Source organism: Stieleria mannarensis, assembly GCF_014154935.1.
Classification (GTDB): domain Bacteria; phylum Planctomycetota; class Planctomycetia; order Pirellulales; family Pirellulaceae; genus Stieleria; species Stieleria mannarensis.
Window position 1 is genome coordinate 24,467 of sequence record NZ_JACEHH010000003.1, and the last position, 18,458, is coordinate 42,924.

Annotated in this window: 2 protein-coding genes and 1 pseudogene (1 of these 3 cut by a window edge); 1 reads left to right on the forward strand and 2 read right to left on the reverse strand. The window is 60.3% G+C overall.

Annotated elements, in window-relative coordinates; translation table 11 throughout:
* Nucleotides 1–16,812: the beginning of a CARDB domain-containing protein gene (locus H1B37_RS02640; protein WP_182865073.1), read on the reverse strand. It extends 20,085 nt beyond the left edge of the window; the window shows 16,812 of its 36,897 coding nt (coding positions 1–16,812); it begins with the start codon at nt 16,810–16,812; the stop codon falls past the left edge of the window.
* Nucleotides 16,813–16,966: 154 nt separating this feature from the next.
* Between H1B37_RS02640 and H1B37_RS33605 the strand changes: the two are divergent.
* Nucleotides 16,967–17,709, forward strand: a pseudogene (locus tag H1B37_RS33605) (flavodoxin domain-containing protein).
* A 125-nt stretch (nt 17,710–17,834) separates the two neighbouring features.
* On the opposite strand, the gene H1B37_RS33610 reads toward H1B37_RS33605, so the two are convergent.
* Nucleotides 17,835–18,098 carry a hypothetical protein gene (locus tag H1B37_RS33610; protein ID WP_286177345.1) on the reverse strand — a complete coding sequence of 88 codons (264 nt, stop codon included), beginning with the start codon at nt 18,096–18,098 and terminating at the stop codon, nt 17,835–17,837.
* Nucleotides 18,099–18,458: the final 360 nt, after the last annotated feature.

Genomic DNA, 18,458 nt, shown 5'->3' on the forward strand with positions numbered 1-18,458 from the left:
CCCGGCTGGCAATCCCGTCACGACGTAGGTCAGATCGGGAAGGAAGCTTTCATAGTCAACGAAGAAGTCTTCCGTGTTGGCCGAGGGGGTCACTGGCGCGACGGGAAATTCAGGGTCAAACGCGGCGACTCGCAACTGGAACGACTGGCCTTCAAAAATTTCAACGGGATCCATCGCGGGGAATCGAACCGGACCGTTCAGATTGTTGACCGTCAGTACGGTTTGCGTTGGGGCCAGGACGGTACCATCATCCACATACAGGTTCAGCTCATAAACGCCGTGTTGATCAAATCCCGGCGTCCATTCAAAGATCCCGGTGTTGGGATCCAAAAACGCCCCGGGCGGCAAGTTGGGCGAGAGGTATCGCAGATCGTCCCCATCGGCGTCATCAGCGAACACGGTGAACGTGATCTCGTCGCCCTCATTGATCGTCCGCGGCGCAACCGGTGCCACCGTCGGCGCGACGTTGTTGTTGGCGATGACGACTTGAAACGACACACTGGTTTCGACGAATCCATCGCTGGTGATCAAGGTCACGTTGTCATAGACACCCGCTTGATCACCACCGGGTCGCCATCGCAGGGCCTGGCCAAACGGATCGAACACCGCCCCGGGGGGTAAATTGTCGGCAAAGTAGAACAGGTCATCACCGTCGGGATCAAATCCGCTGACGGGGACTTCGATCAAGTCGCCTTCGGTGGCAAAGACGTCTTCGATCGGTGCGATGACGGGCGGACGGTTGGCGCCGCTGACGTCGACGATCCAGGTCTGGCGTTTGTAGGCACCGCGCGCGTCGTAGGCTCGCAATTCGAACTCGGCTTTCGGCGCTGCGTCTCGGCCCGGACTCCAGTCGACCACGCCGGTGTTCGGATCAACGGTCGCATCTTTCGGTCCGCCGGCCAACACGTAGGTGATCGTCGCACCATCCGGGTCATCCGCTTCGGCAACGTACTCGTACGGCGTCTGGGCGGTCGCCACCAAGGCGGGTGCCGAAGCGAAGACGGGCAGCTGGTTCGGCGGCAACGTTGCCAGGATCCGAGGGTTGAAATTTAGGTCCAACAAATTCGGGTTGGCGACCGTGACGGTGTGCCACTGGGAATTCGAATGGGCCCCGAGCACGGTTCCGTCCGCCAAGACTTGATAGCCATTGACGCCGGCCGGTTGATTGTCATTGTCGAAGAAGACGACGGAGTGGTCGCCTAGTTCATCGAAGACCACATTGATCGGACCGGCGATGTCAAAGTCGGCCGAGTTGCTGACCATGACGTCAAACAGCAGCGTGCCGTCGGCGCGATTGATGCGCGTGTTGGAGTACGAAACACGCGTCGAAATCGAAACGTCTTCGAACACGCGGAACGTCGTCGTAAAGCCGTCGCCCCCGATCGGGACGCCCTGTTCACTTTCCACGGTCGACGACACCGTCAACTCGTATTCAGCCGGCGAGAGCGTTTCAAAAAGCAACTGTGACGATCGCGTGGCCTTGTCGTAGCGGACCGCACCGATGTTGACACTTTCTCCCGTCTGCTTGTTCCGTAGCGTGTAGTTGACAGGATTGTTGCCGCCGGCGGGATCGGAAACGTTGTTGGTCAAGGCGACATCAAAGACCAACTCGGCTCGATTCATACCTTCAGCGATCCGCGTTTCGATCACACGTGGGGCGGCAACGGTAAAGAAAACGTCGACTTGGTCGCCGCGGGCGACTAGGAATCGACCGTCGTCAATCGGCTGGATTCCCTCGACACGTCCGCGGCCACCGGTGGCGATTTTGGTTTGCCGCAGCGACAGCGGATCGAGCACCGTGACGCTACCTTCGGTCTCATGCCCGACCAGCAACGCCCCTTCCAGGATCGATCCGACGGGACCGAACGCGATTGATTCGGCGCCGCCGCTGACCGTTGCGATCGACTCGGCGCGACCGCGGAAATCAAATCGCAACACCTCGCCGCCTTCGGGCCACGCCGTTCCGTACAGCGTGCCGTCGGCGGCAACGGCCATGGAGTCGACTCGGATTTCACTGAAGGGCGTCAGCTTGCGGGTCGCGGTGTTGAAGCGGCTGATTCCGCCGGTCGTGGAAACATACAGGGCCGTCTCGCCGGGAATCGCCGCGATCCCCAACGCAATCCCCGCCCCGATTCGATCCAATACCGCGCCGGTATTGGGATCCAATTGCAACAGCCCTTCGCCGCCGGTCGACGCCCACAGTTGTCCCGACGCATCAAACGCGAGTTCATAAATCGGCGTGGTCGTGGGATAGGCTTCCAGCCTGTCGATTGCATTGGATGCCCCGCTGGAAGCCTGTCCGACTGTGTACAACTCGTTGCGTCCCGGCCCGCCGGAAACATAGATCGTCCCGTCAAGCCCAACGGCCATCGCCAGCGCCCCGACCCCTGCCCCACTTTCACCAGGAATGGTCGCAAATCGTTCTGCCGCCAAGGGACGAATCACGCGTGTGAACTTACTGGGTTGTGTCGCACTGATCTGCGAAGGGATCCCAAACGCGGCTTCGGCGAACAAACGATCGGCGACGGTCCCCGGGCGGGCCTCCGCTTTCGGAATCACCACAGGCTGGATGACACTGACCGACGGCGCACTGCCCAGGTTGATCTCCGGCACCAGTCGTGGCACACGCACGCCTTGAGCGACAGGTTCGACATTTCCCGCGTTGTCGATTCCTCGGACCAAGAACAGCGGTTGTTCGTCCGGATCAGCCTGGTAGACGTACGAGGTCTGATCGGTCCGGTACAAGACGCTACGATAACGCGTGCCGCCGTCACGCGAGACCAGCAACGAATACGCCGCGACACCGCTTCCTCCGGCGTCGTCGGTCGCGGTCCAGGAGACTTCGAATTGATTTCCGCCGATTGCGGTCGTGGTGACGGTACTGGTCGGCGCGAAGGCATCCAGCGTCGCCAACGAGACCCGGCTATCGACTTCGGCTCCGCCGTCGATGATCGACCGAGCCGTCATTTGAATTTCGTCGCCGGTGGCCAACGGATCCACATCGCCCGCCGCAACCACGTCATTGGCTGCCGCCCAAAAACCGACGGTCACCTGCTCGCCCGGCTGCAACAGACCGATGGCCGGATCGACCGGCGGCAACCCGTCGCGGCCATCGATCGCGCGCAACAGGTACGACGCGACGCGGGTGTTCGCATCCACGCCGGCGGTGACTTGCAAGACGTAGCCGTCGGTTTCGGTCAAATCGAATTCACCGACAAAGTTCGGTCGTCCCGCGGGAAGCGAGATCGATCTTCCACCAAGTTGGATGTCTGCGACTTGGAAACTGCGTTCGTCGAGTGTGTCATCCAGTGGGACCAAAATGCGAATCTCGCGCGCCGCATCGACCGAATCGCTGTCATACGTCGTTTCGACGGTGTACGGCAACGGTGTCGCAACCGGCACAAAATTCTGGTCGCCGAATCCGGTCGGCCCGGTCAACGTGGTTGAGTCACCGACTTGGTTGCCAAGATCGTCCAGGTCGAACGCGATTTCATCCGCAATCTCGCCGGCTTCGAACAATGGCGGCGGTCCGGCCCGCAGGGTAAACGTGACGAAGGAGGTCGGGTTGGATAGCCCCTGATCAAAGTCTTCGAAATTCGCCACACTGCCGCCACCGGTCGCGTCAGCGGTGTGACCGTAGAAGCCGCGAATCAATTCGATCAGCGCGCTCAGGTTGTCACTGGCCGATGCCAACGCGGTGCCGGCATCGTCGACGATTCCGGCACCGGTTTCACCGCCCATCAATCCGCCGATCACGGTGAAGAACGAATTGATGTTTTCCGCTTGGCCGTCGGCGACCGGAGGCGTGTCTTCGGGCCGCAACAATCCGCTATCGACCAACGCTTGCAGATAGAGCGTGGTGAACGCTTCTGCGTCGCCGGCGATCGAAACCAACGCCGATTGGGCGCGTCCCAGGAACGAACCGGGAACGTCAATGTCGGCGGCCAAGATGGCATCACGCAATTTCGTCGCTTCACCGCGTTGATACTCCAGGTACTCATCGGCCGTCATCGGTGTCGATGCCGCGGCGACGTAGAAGTCGAACCCCAGATCGTCTAATTCGAACGGGCTGAGGTTCTTCAGGAATTCAGGATCAGTCTCCAGAAGTTCTCGCAACCCCGGATAGATTGTCACGGCCGATCCGATTTCGGTCACACCTTGATTTGGCAGATCGATCGCGACGCCACGTGCGGTCAGCACGCCGGAAAGATTCAACTCCGGCATGACCCCGGAAAAATCGAACGTGCTGATCGAGTCGAACAGCGGGGCGACGGTTGCTGAATCACCGCGCACTCCGCTGGCGAATTCGATCGCCGGACCGGGAATCAGATCCGGGCGGCGGTTCTTCACGTTAGGAAACGCGAACTCCATCAACGTGTAGGGCGTGTCCACGTTCGCCAGGTTTTGGACCGCGAACCCGTAGCTGCCTGTCGCACCGAGATCGATTTGGCTGGGGCCGCCGACGCCGACATTGACTTGCAACGGATCAGCCGATTCGACCTGGAATCGGTATGGATCGACCGCGGTTCGCCCATCGGGGTGCAGGACTTGAACGTCGTACAGCCCATGAGGCGCGTCGCGCAAGTCAAACACGGCGACGATCTTCGTCGCGTCGATGCGGGACACCGAAACCGGCGCGAATTCGGCCAACGTCGGTCGCACCAAACGCACCGCCGCTTGTTCGGGGAATTCCGCGCCGCGAATCGTCATCGTCACGTACCGATCGTCGCCGCCCGAATCCGGCGTGACGTCGGTGATGCCGAATGGCACCCGAGTGGCATTCATCTTCACCGGGTATTCCAGTCGCGCCCGCGGATCGTTCTCTTCGACATCCACTCGAACCCCACCACGAGCGAGCACGAAGTACCGTCCACCGAGTGTTTCCGGGATGACCAACGACTGGTCGGCCGACAGATAGCCTTCGTAAGCGGCATCAAAGTCAAAGGCGGAAGGCAATCGTTCGTGGGCCGCATACAGTTCGTGTCGGCCGACACCGGTCGTACTATCCAGATCGACCTGAATGGTTTGACCGGGCGAGACGTCTAACTGGAACAAACGGCTGACACCGACGGCCAACTGTTCTTCCAGCGGGATGTCCAATCGCAACAGCGGCACCGTGATGTTGACTTCGTCGGCGGACGTCGACGCGTTGTTACGGTTATTCTCTCCCTCGACGACGTCATCGAAAATGTCGGTGCGAACGATCACCCGATACCCGTCCGGCAAAACCGCGGGGACTTCGAAGTCGAGCGATGCGGTGTAGGAATCGCCGGGCTGCAACGTACGTGCGGAAAAGGGTTCGACGCGTCCGAGGAATCGATCGCCGATGTCCCAGGTGTTGTCGGCCGACAGATAGACGGCGTCGGCAATTCGCGCCTGGGCCTTCTCGTCGCCACGGTTTTCGACGGTCCACGAAACCGTTAACACATCACCCACGCTTCCCGATGTCGGCGTCGAAATGTCGATCACCTGCAAATCCGACGGCGGCGGTTGGATGATCAGGATCGGAGTCGCGGAAACCGTGATGTTGTTCCTTTCGTTGGTTTCGATCACCTCGCCATCGGGGCGATTGGAACGCGGAATGTCCGTTGCCACGATGATGAAGTAATCGCCGGTGATCCCGCGCGGCAGCCAAGCGGTCTGGGTGATCGATCCGGTTTGGCCTGCCGCCAACCCCTCGTCGCGACGAATCTGTCGGACGAAGTGATCGCTGGAAACGTCCAACAACCGGTCCCGCGACAAATAGACTCGATCATAGAAGGGGACTTGAGAATCCGGGATCACGCCACCGTCGTTGCTGTACGTGTACGTGAACGTGAAATCGTTACCGACTTCGACGACATTGGACGGCCGGTCGTCCGGGCTGATGAAGTCGACCGAGTCGATCACCAAATCAGGCGCAGGAACGAACTGCACATCCAATTGCACGGTGTCCCGGTTGTCGCCTTCATCATTGAACTCCTGGACCTTGTTTCCCCCACCTCGCAATCTTGCCCAGCCTTCGGCGATCGGGTAGGGCAGCGAATAGAGTGCGGCGTTTCGATCGACAAAGGTCGCATCGGTTTCGGCAATCACGTGGAATTCGCCGCCGATGTTGTTCGGAACGCGGACTTGAAGGGCCACGTCGTAACTTTCCCCGATCCCGAGTGCCCCGTTTCGCCGGAACGCCCCCAGTTCGATGTCATAGGCATCGGTCGAAGTATCGGTCGACAAGTACACTCGGTCGTGCCACTGATCCACGCGGGTGACACGCGTCCCGGCGTTGGTGACGGTGAATGTCACGTCCATCAGCGAGCCGCTGTCAGGGCTGGTCGGAACGGCTGACAGATTCGAAATCACCAAATTCGGTTCGGCGTACTCGATCGCGATGATGTCCGACGAAGCAAAGTTGTTCGACTTGCGACCGGCTTCCCACGTCTTGCCGGCAAAGTATTGCGGCCAATGGGGAAAGCCGCTCTTAGCGAATGCGTTGAGTACGGGTTTGCCTCGATACAAATCAACGTTGGCAAATACGTGAGCGTACCAATTGCCGCTGCTGCCCGGCGGCGACGCGACGACCATGCTGGCGTTGTAGGAACCGTCGGCCGCGATCGGTGCGCTAAGAACTTTCGCGCGGGAGCCGACCAAGATCGCACGACTGGCGTCAAAGACAGGGTCTTTCGACAAGTACACGTATTGCTTGACCGATTGCGTGACGTCATCGGTCGCGGCGTCACCTGAATTGCGAACCGTCCAGGAGACCGTGATCGGTTCGCCGGACTTGCTGGTTGGCGAAGCAGTGACGTTTTCGACGACCAAATCGGCAATCGCATCTTCGACGGTGGCTTGGGCGGCACCGACGTTGTTGTCGGTGAAGGGTCCCTCGTACACTTGGACCAAGGTGTTGGTCGGCCCGGCCAGAATCTCCAACAACTCACTTCGTGAAAACTGTTTCAGGTCACCGATCTCGGTTTCGCCGATCGGTTTGCCCGTCGCCGATTCGATCCGTTTCAAGACCGCGGCGACTTCTTCGAGGAACTTTGCTTCTTCCGTCAGCGCGATGCGAGGGTCGACGTTCGTCCTGACAAAAAAGTGGCTCCCGATGGCCGTCGGCGGCAGCGTGAACTCGACTTCCTGCGTGTACTCATCGCCCGGTTGCAACCGCCCGGCATGTGGAATCGCGAACACAAGTTGATCGCCGGAATCGAAGACGTCGTCGGCGGACACATAAACCGCATCGGCCCAGTTTTCACGGTCCGTCGCGACCGGTCCGATGTTGTCGACGGTCCAATCCAACGCCACCGTTTGTCCGCCCACGATCGGCTGATCGGTGGTCACGTTCAGTTGCCGCACCCGCAAATCCGACGGCGGCGTCAACAGGATGTTGATCGGCGTGCTGGTGTAGTTGTTACCGTCCAGATCGTTCGGAGCGTCCGGGTTGGTGTTCTCGGCAAACGATGCTTCATAGACGCTGCGGTATCCATCGGCATAAACCGTCAGGAAATATTGACCGGTCAGCCCCTTGGGGATCCTGACCGTCGCCTCGGCTTCATACGACTGGCCGACCTCCAGAACACCGCCATGACGAAAGGATCCGATGAAACGATCACCCCGCGCCGCATTGGGACCGTCCAATCCGAGCGTCAACCACAGCTGGTCCGTCCAGGCCCCCGGATCGGTCACGCCGGCGCCACGGTTGGTGACCTTGTAGCGAACCGTGAAGGACGAATCGTCAAAGGCGTCGCCGGGACCGTTGATAAAGTCCGCGACCAAGTCCGGCGGCGGAACGGGATTGGCGTCGATTGCGATCGCTTGCGCGTCACGGTTGTTCCCGTCGTTGGGGAATTCATCGACGGCGTTCCTGGCATCGGTTTCCACCAACACGAACCAGTTTCCCGACAGCGCGCGTGGGATCGGAAAACTTGCCGTCGTGCTGTACTCGGTCGCCTGGCCCGAGGTCGTTCCGACGTACCCGAGGGCAGAGCCATTTTGCAGTTCCCCCAACAGGATCGCCCCCGACGTGCTGCTGGCTGAAGATGACAACCAAACGCGGTCCACCCAGCGGCTGCCGCCCGACGGCGTGTCCGCGGTGCCTGCGTTGCGGACGGTGAACGCAACGTCGATGCTCGTGCCGGCGGTCACCCCGGCGGGATACTCGCTCGTCACGTCGACGCGCAAGTCGGCGCGCGGTTTCAGATTTAGCTGAAACGGGTCGGAAAACGACGTGTTGTCCAACTCGTTCGCTTCGAGCACCCGGTTCGTGACATCCGATTGGACGAACAAACGGAATTGACCGATCGCACGCGGCAATCGCACCAGTTCGGTTCGCCGGACCGATTTCCCGGGCTCCAGCGGGTCGGCGACGGTAAACCGCCCCAAATCGAAGGTCTGTGATCCATCGGTCGACTGCAAATAGACGCGGTCGGTCCAGCCGTTTTCCGTGATCCCGTTCGGATCATCGGAATCATTCAGGATGGTCCAGCCGACTTCGATCTGTGTGCCATCGAGGAACCCTTCGGGCGAATCTGGCACGGTGATCGATCCCTCTTGGACGACCAAATTGGCGGTCGGCGGTACGAACAACACGTCAACCGCGTCGCTGCGTCCCTGATTACCTCCGCTCGCGTCATTGCCTGCGTACAGAAATTCGTAGGGACCGCCCGTGCGAACGAAGACGTAATACTGTCCATCCAGTTCGCGGGGCAAATCAAAGGCTTCGGTTCGGGTGTACGAGTCACCGACCGACAGTGCCCCGCCGTGGGTGCTGCTGCCGACCAATCGCAGCCCACTGCCGTTTTCGTCCTTGCTGACATAGATGTAATCGGTCCACGTATCACGGTCGGTCGTCGCGATGCCGCGATTTCCGATCGTCCAACTGATTTCCAGCGGCAACCCGGCCGTCGCGGATTGCCCGCCGCTGACGGAGACCGATTCGACGAACAGGTCGCTGTAGGGCGCCGTGGTGATGTCCACGTTTTTATCAGGCGAGCCGGTATTGCTGGCGTGGCCGTCCAGTTCATAGACGACATCCCCGACGTCGGTTTGCACGAAGAGCGTGAACCGCCCGCTGGTTCGCGCGGCCAGCGGGATGATCTCGGTGCGGGTGTAGGATTGGCCGACCGGAACGGCGCCGAAGTGTTCGAAATCGCCCAGCACGATGTCATCGGCGTCATCCAGGATCGCATCGTTGGACAACACGACGCGATCGGTCCACCCCGTTTGGCGTCCGGGTCCCGAGCCGATATTTTCGACCGTCCATGTGACGGTTAAATCGACCGGATCGCCGATCAACAACTCCGGGGCGATCACTTCGCTGACCGTCAGATCGGCGTAAGGAAAGCTGGTGATGCCAAATTCCAGCGACGCGTTTCCGGTCGACTCGCCATCGCCTTCATTGACCGAGTTGTCGGCATCGGGGACGACGATCAAATGATGCGTTCCGGACACGCCGTCGGGCAGGGTTACCGTCAAGCTGTTTTCCATCTGGGCGCCGATCGCCAAACCGCTCGTCACCGCGATTTGTCCCAACGCGACGTCATCATTTGACAGTGCATCGTCGCTGGATAGATAAAGTCGTTCGATCCAAGCTCCGCTGGTCGCCGCATCACCCTCGTTTCGCGTCGTCCAGTGGACCGTCAAGGCTTCACCACTGACCGGGCTGGTCCCCGAATCGATGGTGATCCCTTGCGAAACGAGGTCCGGCAAAGGAGTCAACGCAACGTTCACCGTGCCAAGGCTGGACGCGGTGTTGTTGTCTTCCGCAGTCGGTTCATCCACGCGATTGGTCGCATCGGTTTCGACCAACACACAGTAATCGCCGACGGCAACATGAGCGGGAATGACAGGCGTTGCCGACATCGTGTAAGACGCATCGGCCGCAAGATTGCCGGTGTGGGTGTAGCTGCCCAGGAAAATGTCGTTGCCACGAACGTTGTCGGTGCTCAAGTACAACCGATCGGTCCAACTGTCGACCAACGTGGTCGCGCTGCCGTCGTTGCGGACTCGCCAGGTCACGTCGAGCGTGTCGCCGATGAACGCGGCGGCGGGGATCGAGATCGCGTCGACGATCAGGTCGGCCGGCGGATCGGCTTGGGCGACCGTGATCGCGGTCGCCTGCGTGTTGTTACTGGTGTCGTCCTCGTACACCTGGTTGGCGTGGTCGGTGCGAACGAAGACGAAAAAATTTCCTTCAATCCCGAACGGAATCGACGCTTGGATCGACGCCGTGTAGGTTTCGCCGCCGGCAAGATCGACAGCGCGGGTGACGCTGCCGAGGAATCGGTCGTCGGCGCCGCCGTAGACGTTGTCTGCGGACAGGACGATGCGGTCGGTCCAGGGATTTGCCGCCGATGCACCACCAGTGTTCTCGACCGTCCACTCGATCGTGACCAAGTCACCGTTTTGCACCGCGGTCGGCAACACCGGCGCGGTGACTTCCAAATCCGGAGCGGCAAACGTGACTGTCCCGCGAAAGAAATCATCGTCCGGTTCGCCAAAGTTTCCGTCACCGTCTTGGTCCATCCGATTGCCGGCCAGGTCGGTGATGATCGGTCCGACTTGAAAGGAATAAACCCCCAAGTTGTTCTGCGTGCCGAACGAGACGCGGACCTTGTTGACGTCCATGGTGACGACCTGGTTGACCGGAATCCCGCCGGCCGGTCCGGTGAAGGCGATGTCTTGGGGAGTAAAACTGCCCGGGACAATCGCCTCGTCAAACGTAAAATCGATGAAGGCGTAAGGTTTGCTGACGAAGTCGGGGGTGTACGCGGTGATCGACGGACCGATGGCGTCGATCGCAAACGAGGTGTTGAACACATCCTGGCCCGTTTCCCCGGCGATACCGTCCCGGTCTTGGTCCATCGGCAATCCGGCGAAGTCATCGATGTTGGGGCCGATGGCAAACGTGTATGTGCCGCCGGCTGTTTGGGCGGGAAACGCGAGCGTGTAGGACCGGGGGCCGGACGGCGTGATGGACGTGATCGCAATCGCTCCATTCGGCCCGGTGAAATGGATGTCTTCGGTCGTAAAACTGTTTAATCGGACCGGTTCGCTGAACGACACCTCGGCGGAATCGCTGCCGGGGCCGAGCGTGCCGAGTGGTGAGAAACCGGTGACGTAGGGACCGCCGCCGGCGACCTGCAAACTGCCGACGTAGCGGTCTTCTAATTCGCCCGGCACCGCGTCGCCGTCACTGTCCATGCGGTTGCCCGCCGGATCGGTGATGTCGGGGCCGACGAAGATCTGGTAGTCGCCGTCTTCGGTGGTTCGCTGAACGTTGACGCGAAACGTCGTCGCATCAACCTGCTGGATCGACGTCACGGTGACTTCGCCGCCCGGGCCGATCACACGTGCGTCGGTGGTGGCAAAACTGTTGGGATCGATCGGGACGTTGAAGGTGACCGTGAATTCTTCAAACGCACCATTGATGGTCGTCGTCGGTGATTGGGCAACGACGCGGAGCGGATCGCGAGCGACCGTGATCCGGCTGACGTATCGATCCTGCACCGGTTCTGCACCGACGCCGTCGTTATCCTGGTCGTGCCGGTTGCCTTGCAAATCGGTCGCGTTAGGATCCACGACCAACAGATAGTCGCCGTCGGACGGTTGTGGGGGGAAACTGATCTTGAAGGTTGTGTTGGACTCATCCGTTGGATCAACGGACAGAATCTGAATGTCACTGGCCGGCGGAACCGGGTTCGTCTTCACCGCCAATCCGGCGCTCGCTCCGACCAGTTGAAAGGTAGACGCATCAAACATCGCGACTTCGCCCTCGGCCGCCGCCAACTCGAATCCCAGGCCGCCGGTTTGGTTAAACATCACCATCCGCAGCGGGTAGTCGCCGGCGGCCGGGAAATCGAACACGTGCAAGTCCGTCGCGATCGCCCGGCCAGTCGGGAACTCACCAATCCGCCCGTCGATGTCCAGCCGATACCCGTCGTCGCTGGCGACCGCAAACGTCCACTTGCCGGCGGTCGGAATGCTGATCGTAGCACGCGCGTCCAACACGATATAACTCGCGTCGGATCCCGATAGCGGAATCGACTGATCGGACGGGAAATTGCCGGCCGACGTACCGTAGTTGATCACCGGTGCGTTGACCGATTGCGTCGACGCGTGCCGATTGACGTCGTCGATCACCGCCAAAGCGCCGCTCAGTCCGCTGAAGGCCGTGGTCGATTCCACCACCGACACGCTGAATCCGTCGATGACTTCAAGTGGATCGTAAGCATCCCAGGCTGCGACGCCTGCCGGATCGAACAACTGGATGTCATCGGCCGATAGCGAATCCGGATCGATCGGCTCGTTGAAGGTGATGTCGATGGATGACAGCACCGTGCCGGTCGATCCCGACGGGGACTGGCTGACGACGCGGGGACCGAACGTGTCGATCAACAGTGAAAACTGAAAGACGTCGTCGACCGGTTCGCCCGCAAGGGCATCGGCGTCTTGATCCATCAATGTGCCTGCCGTCCCCGTGACGTTCGGCCCGACGGAGATGACGTAGGTTCCCGCGTTGCTTAAAGATTCAGACAGGGTGACCAGCGCGGAGTATTCGCTGACGCTTTCGACATCGACCGCAACCACCGTGGACGGCCCGGAAATGTGAATGTCGTCGACGCTGAAACTGGCCGGATCGATGGGGCGGTCGAAGGTCACCAAGAACCGGTCTTGGGGAACGAACGGGGTGAGTGTCCCTGAGTCACGCAGAGACACGATGTCCTGGTCGCTGACACCCCGATCGACAATCGACACCTCGTCGATCCGTCCGTCGAAGAAACCCGCATTATCGAAGGTTGTACTTCCGAGGCGGGCACCTGCGGTGGATGGCACATAGTCGGGGGCCGCGACGCTATTTTTCAACACGCCGTCGATGAAAACGTGCACCATTCCATCACGAAGCGTTGCCGCAACATGTGTCCACACGCCTACGGTTGCTGCAATCCCGCTATCGACGACTTGGCCGAATTCGAACACCGCCACGTAATTGCCGTTGTAAATCGAAATCGACCAGTCGCGCCGGGACGACTGGCTGCCCGCCAGCCCCACCCAACCGGTTGCCGCGACAGAATTCGGATTGACCCACGCGGCAACGGTCCAATCGTCCTGCGGTGCCCAGCCGCCCAGGTTAATGTAGTCGCCATCTCCATCCAGCAGGAACGAGGATCCGCCGGATCGGCCAGGACCATAACTGGCCTCGCCCACCGGAGTGCCATTGTGTAATCCGGTCTCGTCGAGCGCGTTGTTGGTCGCTTCGTAACGATGATGAACCGGCGCGGTGGTCGGATCCAGTCGTTGCATCGAAACCACACGCGGGCCGATGGCTCGCGCAGGTGGCGAGGTCAAGAATCCCGCGTAGTCGACGTAGTCCGAGACCAGTTGACCGGCAGGATTGTCATTGATCAATCCGTCAGCGCTGGACGGATCGTGCGGCCCGCCGGAGCTGGCCCACCAGTTGTTCTGAAAGAAGGCGAGTCCGGGATCGGTGCCGTCATGGCGAACCGCGATGCTGTTGCCGAGAAAGGTGCTGTGCGAGACGTTGGCGGATTGGCCGTTGAGGACATAAATTCCAATATCGCCGGAACCATCGTGGGCAAGGATGTCCAGATCCGTTGCCGTCAGCGTGCCGTTGACCACGGCGATCGCCGATCGAGCAGCGTTGTCCGATCCGGTGGTCGAATCCAAACGGCCGCCGGTGTAGGTCACGTTCGCCCCGCCTTCGATCCGAACGCCGCCGCCATAAGACGATTCAATATCGACGTTCGTCAGTGTCATATCCGTGCTGACTTCGATCGCCTGTCTTTCACCGGATGCGATGCCGTTTCCATCGGTGTCACCGGCGTAGCGAACGATGACGTTGGCGAGTTCGCTGCCCGCCGCGTCGATGTAGATCGATTCCCAGAAACCGGGGTAGGGGCTGGTCGCATCGCCGTCGCCGGTCGCATCCCCGCCGACGGTATCATCGCTGGCGGCGGTGAAGTAGATCGGCTGGGAGGGTGTCCCGAACGCGCGGAGTGCTCCGTCGCGGGCCCAGAGGTACGCCGCGCTGTCAATCTTGACGACCGTCCCGGCGGCGATTTCCAGATCCGCAGGAGTGGACTGCGAATCGGTTCCCAGCGTCAGGTTGCCGTTGATGATGTGAATCGGTAGATCGCCGTAATCCCAAACCCGGCTCTGTGTCAGCGTGCCGGATTGAATCGCGATTCGATCCCCGCCCAGATTGCCGTCACCGGTCAGCCCCGTGACCGATGGATCGGCGTCGAGTTCGAAGTAGTAGGCCGCACCGACGTTTCGAAACGCGTGGACGTTTTCGAGCGTCGGCGTGGACTCGCGAACGTTGATGGCGTTGGAATAGCCATAGGAAACGCTGACGTTGCTCAGCCGATTCTGCGTTTCCGGCTCGTTGCCGTCGTGATACAGTTCGATCGACCCGACTTGGCCGCCGGCGATTCCGTTGCCGTCGGTGTCGCCGGCATAGCGGACTTGGACGTGCTCCAGGACATTGGACGGGCCGATCAAGTACAGCGATTCCCAATAACCGGGGTACGGTTTTGTCGCCGTTCGGTCGCGGTTGGAATCGCCGCCGACAGTATCATCGGTCGCGGCGGTGAAGACGATCGGGTCGTCTGCGGCTGCGACCGCGTGGATCGTGCCTTCGCGAGATTCGAAGAAGTACGACTTGGGCATCTTGATCACCGTGCCGGCGGCAATCGTCAATGTGACGGGATCGCTTTGGGCATCCGCACCGACATAGAAATCGCCTGCGGTCAAGTGAATCGGCAAATCGCCATAGTCCCACGTCCGATTCTCCGTCAACGTTCCTGACTGGATCGCGATTTGATCGCCGCCAAGGTTTCCACGCCCGCTTAACCCGGACGTTTGGGGGTCGGTGTCCAGTTCAAAGTAGAACGGGACGCCGAAGTTGTCTTCGACATGAATGTTCTGCAGGACAGGATCACCATCACGCAGGTTGATCCCGTTGGAGTAACCGTCGGAGATGCGAACGTTGGTCAGTTGAGTCTGTGTCTCGGGCGCATCACCGGTGTGGCGAAGTTCGATGCCGCCGACCTGACCGCCGGCGACTCCATTGCCGTCGACGTCGCCGGCGTAGCGGATTTCGACGTTTTCCAAGACGTTGTTCGGACCGTCCAAGTAGACCGATTCCCAGTACCCGGGATAGGGCGTCGACGCATTTCCGTCGCCTTCGGAATCTCCCCCGATGGAGTCGTCCGAGATGGCCGTGATCACGATCGGTTCCGACGGCGTCCCATTGGCGACGATCGTTCCCTGCCGACTCTGCAGGTAGTAGGACTTGGACATCTTGATCACGGTCCCGGCGGCAACGGTCAAGGTGACCGGATTGCTCGACGCGTCCTGTCCGACCACGTAATCTCCCGGCGCGATGTGCAGCGGAAGATCGCCGTAGTCCCACGTCCGGTCTTCGGTCAGTGTTCCGCTTTGCAGCACAATCCGGTCACCGGCCACGTTGTCGCGACCGGTCAACTGAGCCGTCGCGGGATCGGAATCCAAATCGAAATAGAACGGGTACCCCAAGGAATCTTCGACGTGAACCGTGTCGAGGTCCGGTGCGCCCGCGCGGACGTTCACTCCGTTGGAGTATCCGTCGGAGATGCGAACGTTGTGGAGCCGGTTCTGCAGGCTCGGATCGCGGTTGTCGTATCGAATTTCGAAGGCACCGATTTGCCCGCCCGCGACTCCATTACCGTCAACGTCTCCGGCATACCGCACCTCCACGTTTTCGAAGCGACTCCCCGGGCTGTCCAAATAGATCGATTCCCAATACCCGGGATAGGGACTGGTCGCATCGGCGTCCCCGTTGGAATCTCCCGCGATCGTATCGTCGGTCGCCGCAGTGATGACGATCGGTTGGGCTGTCGTCCCGACCGCATGGATCTTGCCCGGCGAGGATTGCAGGTAATAACTCCGCGGGACCTTGATGACGGTCCCAGGTGCGACCGACAAGGTGACCGGATTGTTCTCGGCATCCTGCCCCACGATATAGTTTCCGCCATTGATCGCGATCGGCAGGGCGCCGTAGTCCCAGCTTCGATCCGAGGTCAACGTTCCCGATTGGATCGCGATTCGATCGCCGCCCGCGTTCCCCGATCCGCCACTGGCCGAAACACTCGGATCGGCATCGATGTCAAAGTAGAACGGGACGCCCAGCGAATCGTTGGCGTTGACGTGATCGAGCGTCGGGCTGCCGGCACGAACGTTGATGCCGTTGGAATAGCCGTGACGAACCAAGACGTTGGTCAGACGCGTTTGCTCGGCCGGGTCCGATCCATCAAAGGACATCTCGATTGAACCGATTTGCCCGCCGCCGACTCCGTTGCCATCGGTATCACCGGCGTAACGAATTTCGACGTTTTCAAGCAGCGTGTTCGGTCCATCCAAATAAAGCGATTCCCAGTGACCCGGAAACGGAACTCCCTCCGATCCAGCCGTCAGGTCTTCACCGACGCTGTCGTCGAGCGTACTTGTGAAAACGATCGGTTGTCCGGGCAAGCCCTTGGCATCAATCGCCCCTGTCCCGGTCAGCCAACGTCCCGCTTCAAATTTGACGACCGTCTCAGGCTCAATCGTCAGTTTCGATCCGGCCGGAACCGTGACATCGCCGGTGACATGGATGGTTCCCGACCAGGTGTCGTCTCCCGCTAGCGTGCCCGAGACTTCGCGGGCAAGCAGTCGTCGGGCTTCCAGTGATTCGAGCCTGCTGCGGCGAGTCGGTGCTTTCCTCTTCTTGCGCTCTGTGGACAGGTTCTTGCGCTGTCTGGACGGGCGGACAGGTCCGCGTTTGCGCCACTGGAACATCGGAGGCTCGGCATGGGTGTTGGGCAGGAACGGCGGCAGAGGCCGCCGAGGCCCAACAGCTACACGCCGATCCCCCGGTGGGGACAAGCCCCTATTGTCCTCCCCCGGTTGGCGATATTCAACACTTGTCCACTAGGAAACCGCAGCAAATCGCATGCCTCCGCCTGCCCCCTCCGGGGTCTCCGCCAGCCACCCTCCGTTTCACCGGACGTCGGGAGCGCACCTCCAACACAATCTTCGCCCTCCCGAGCCATGCCTAAATAATCTCGGCGTCTCCGGTCTGGCCCCTGAGCATGCTGGAACCGTCTCGTCGCGCGTTACCAAAGTCGTCTCAGCGTTTTTGGCACATTCCACGAAGATTGTCGAACGAATCGCGGCAACTTTAGCGGACGTCGAATGTGCGGTTGAAGTGTGCGATCTTGCGCGCTCGCGACCGGAGCAATCGCTCGATGAGTATGACGGAGTGATCGCTGGCGGGCCATTGCATGGCGGCAAGCATCCGCCAGAGCTTGTACGTTTGTCACCGAAAACCGTACGACGTTGAACACAAAGCCCTCGGCGTTCTTCTCCGTCAGCCTTTCCGCTGCGGGAGACGCGAAACAGCAGGCAGATGCGACTCGTTGTCTGAACGAGTTTCTTGAAGAAACCGGTTGGAAGCCAAGTGCCACCACGACGGTTGCCGGAGCACTCCTTTACCGTGAATACGGCTTCTTCAAACGCTGGATGATGAAGAGCATCGTGAGCGGTGCCGGTGGTGACACGGATACGACACGTAACTACGTGTATACGGATTGGGAATCGCTTGAGAAGTTTGCCCATGAACTCGCCCGCGACTGGACTACGCGGAGGGCCGTTCTACACGAATCGGGACTGACGTGCGGTTCACCGCAATCTTAGGAAACTGGAGCCAGCGATGACTGACATGCACCCGAACGTCGCTCTTCTAAGCCGATTCGACACGGCCGACATCGCTCAACCAAGACCATCGCTCCGCTAACGCCTCGGGACAATTGACATTCACGTCAATCTCTGGCTTGGTCGGTGTCGCCGGAGAACCGTCTTTGTTGCGGCGGCGGAGGGAACAGACGCAACCAACGCCGAGCGACCTCATCGTCACTCCAGGTCGCAGCAACATCGGCCCGGCTGCGCAGTACCAAGTGCAGCTGGTTGCTCATCACGGCAAAGGTCAGGCATTCGATCGCAAAGACTGACGCGAGGAACTCCAGCCGACTGCGAATCCCCCCCACGCCGATGCTCGAAGGACTGGCCGGTGAAATGATCTTCACCGCACAAAAACGCCCGACGGACGCAGCGTTGCACGCAGTGCAAGACCTGAACATCCGCAGGATCCACGACTTCCGAGCGAGGTCTCCGAGCCATCGCAATCTCCCAAGGTGAACAAAGCAAGATGAAAGTAGACAAAAACAACCGCCGTGGGTCAATGAATTTGGGTGGCCTCCTTTAACTCAGTTCTTCCAGGAATTTAGTGGCATCCATCCAAGTAGGGATTTTTTGAGGCATTGGCTCCTGCGTCCAATGAGCAAAAAGGCAAGCCCGCGGCGGAGGTGTTCCGCCACGGGCTTGCTGCACCACCTGCGCGCTAGATATCCCTTCCCAGGCCCGCGTCCCCGCAGAGCCTGAGTCCG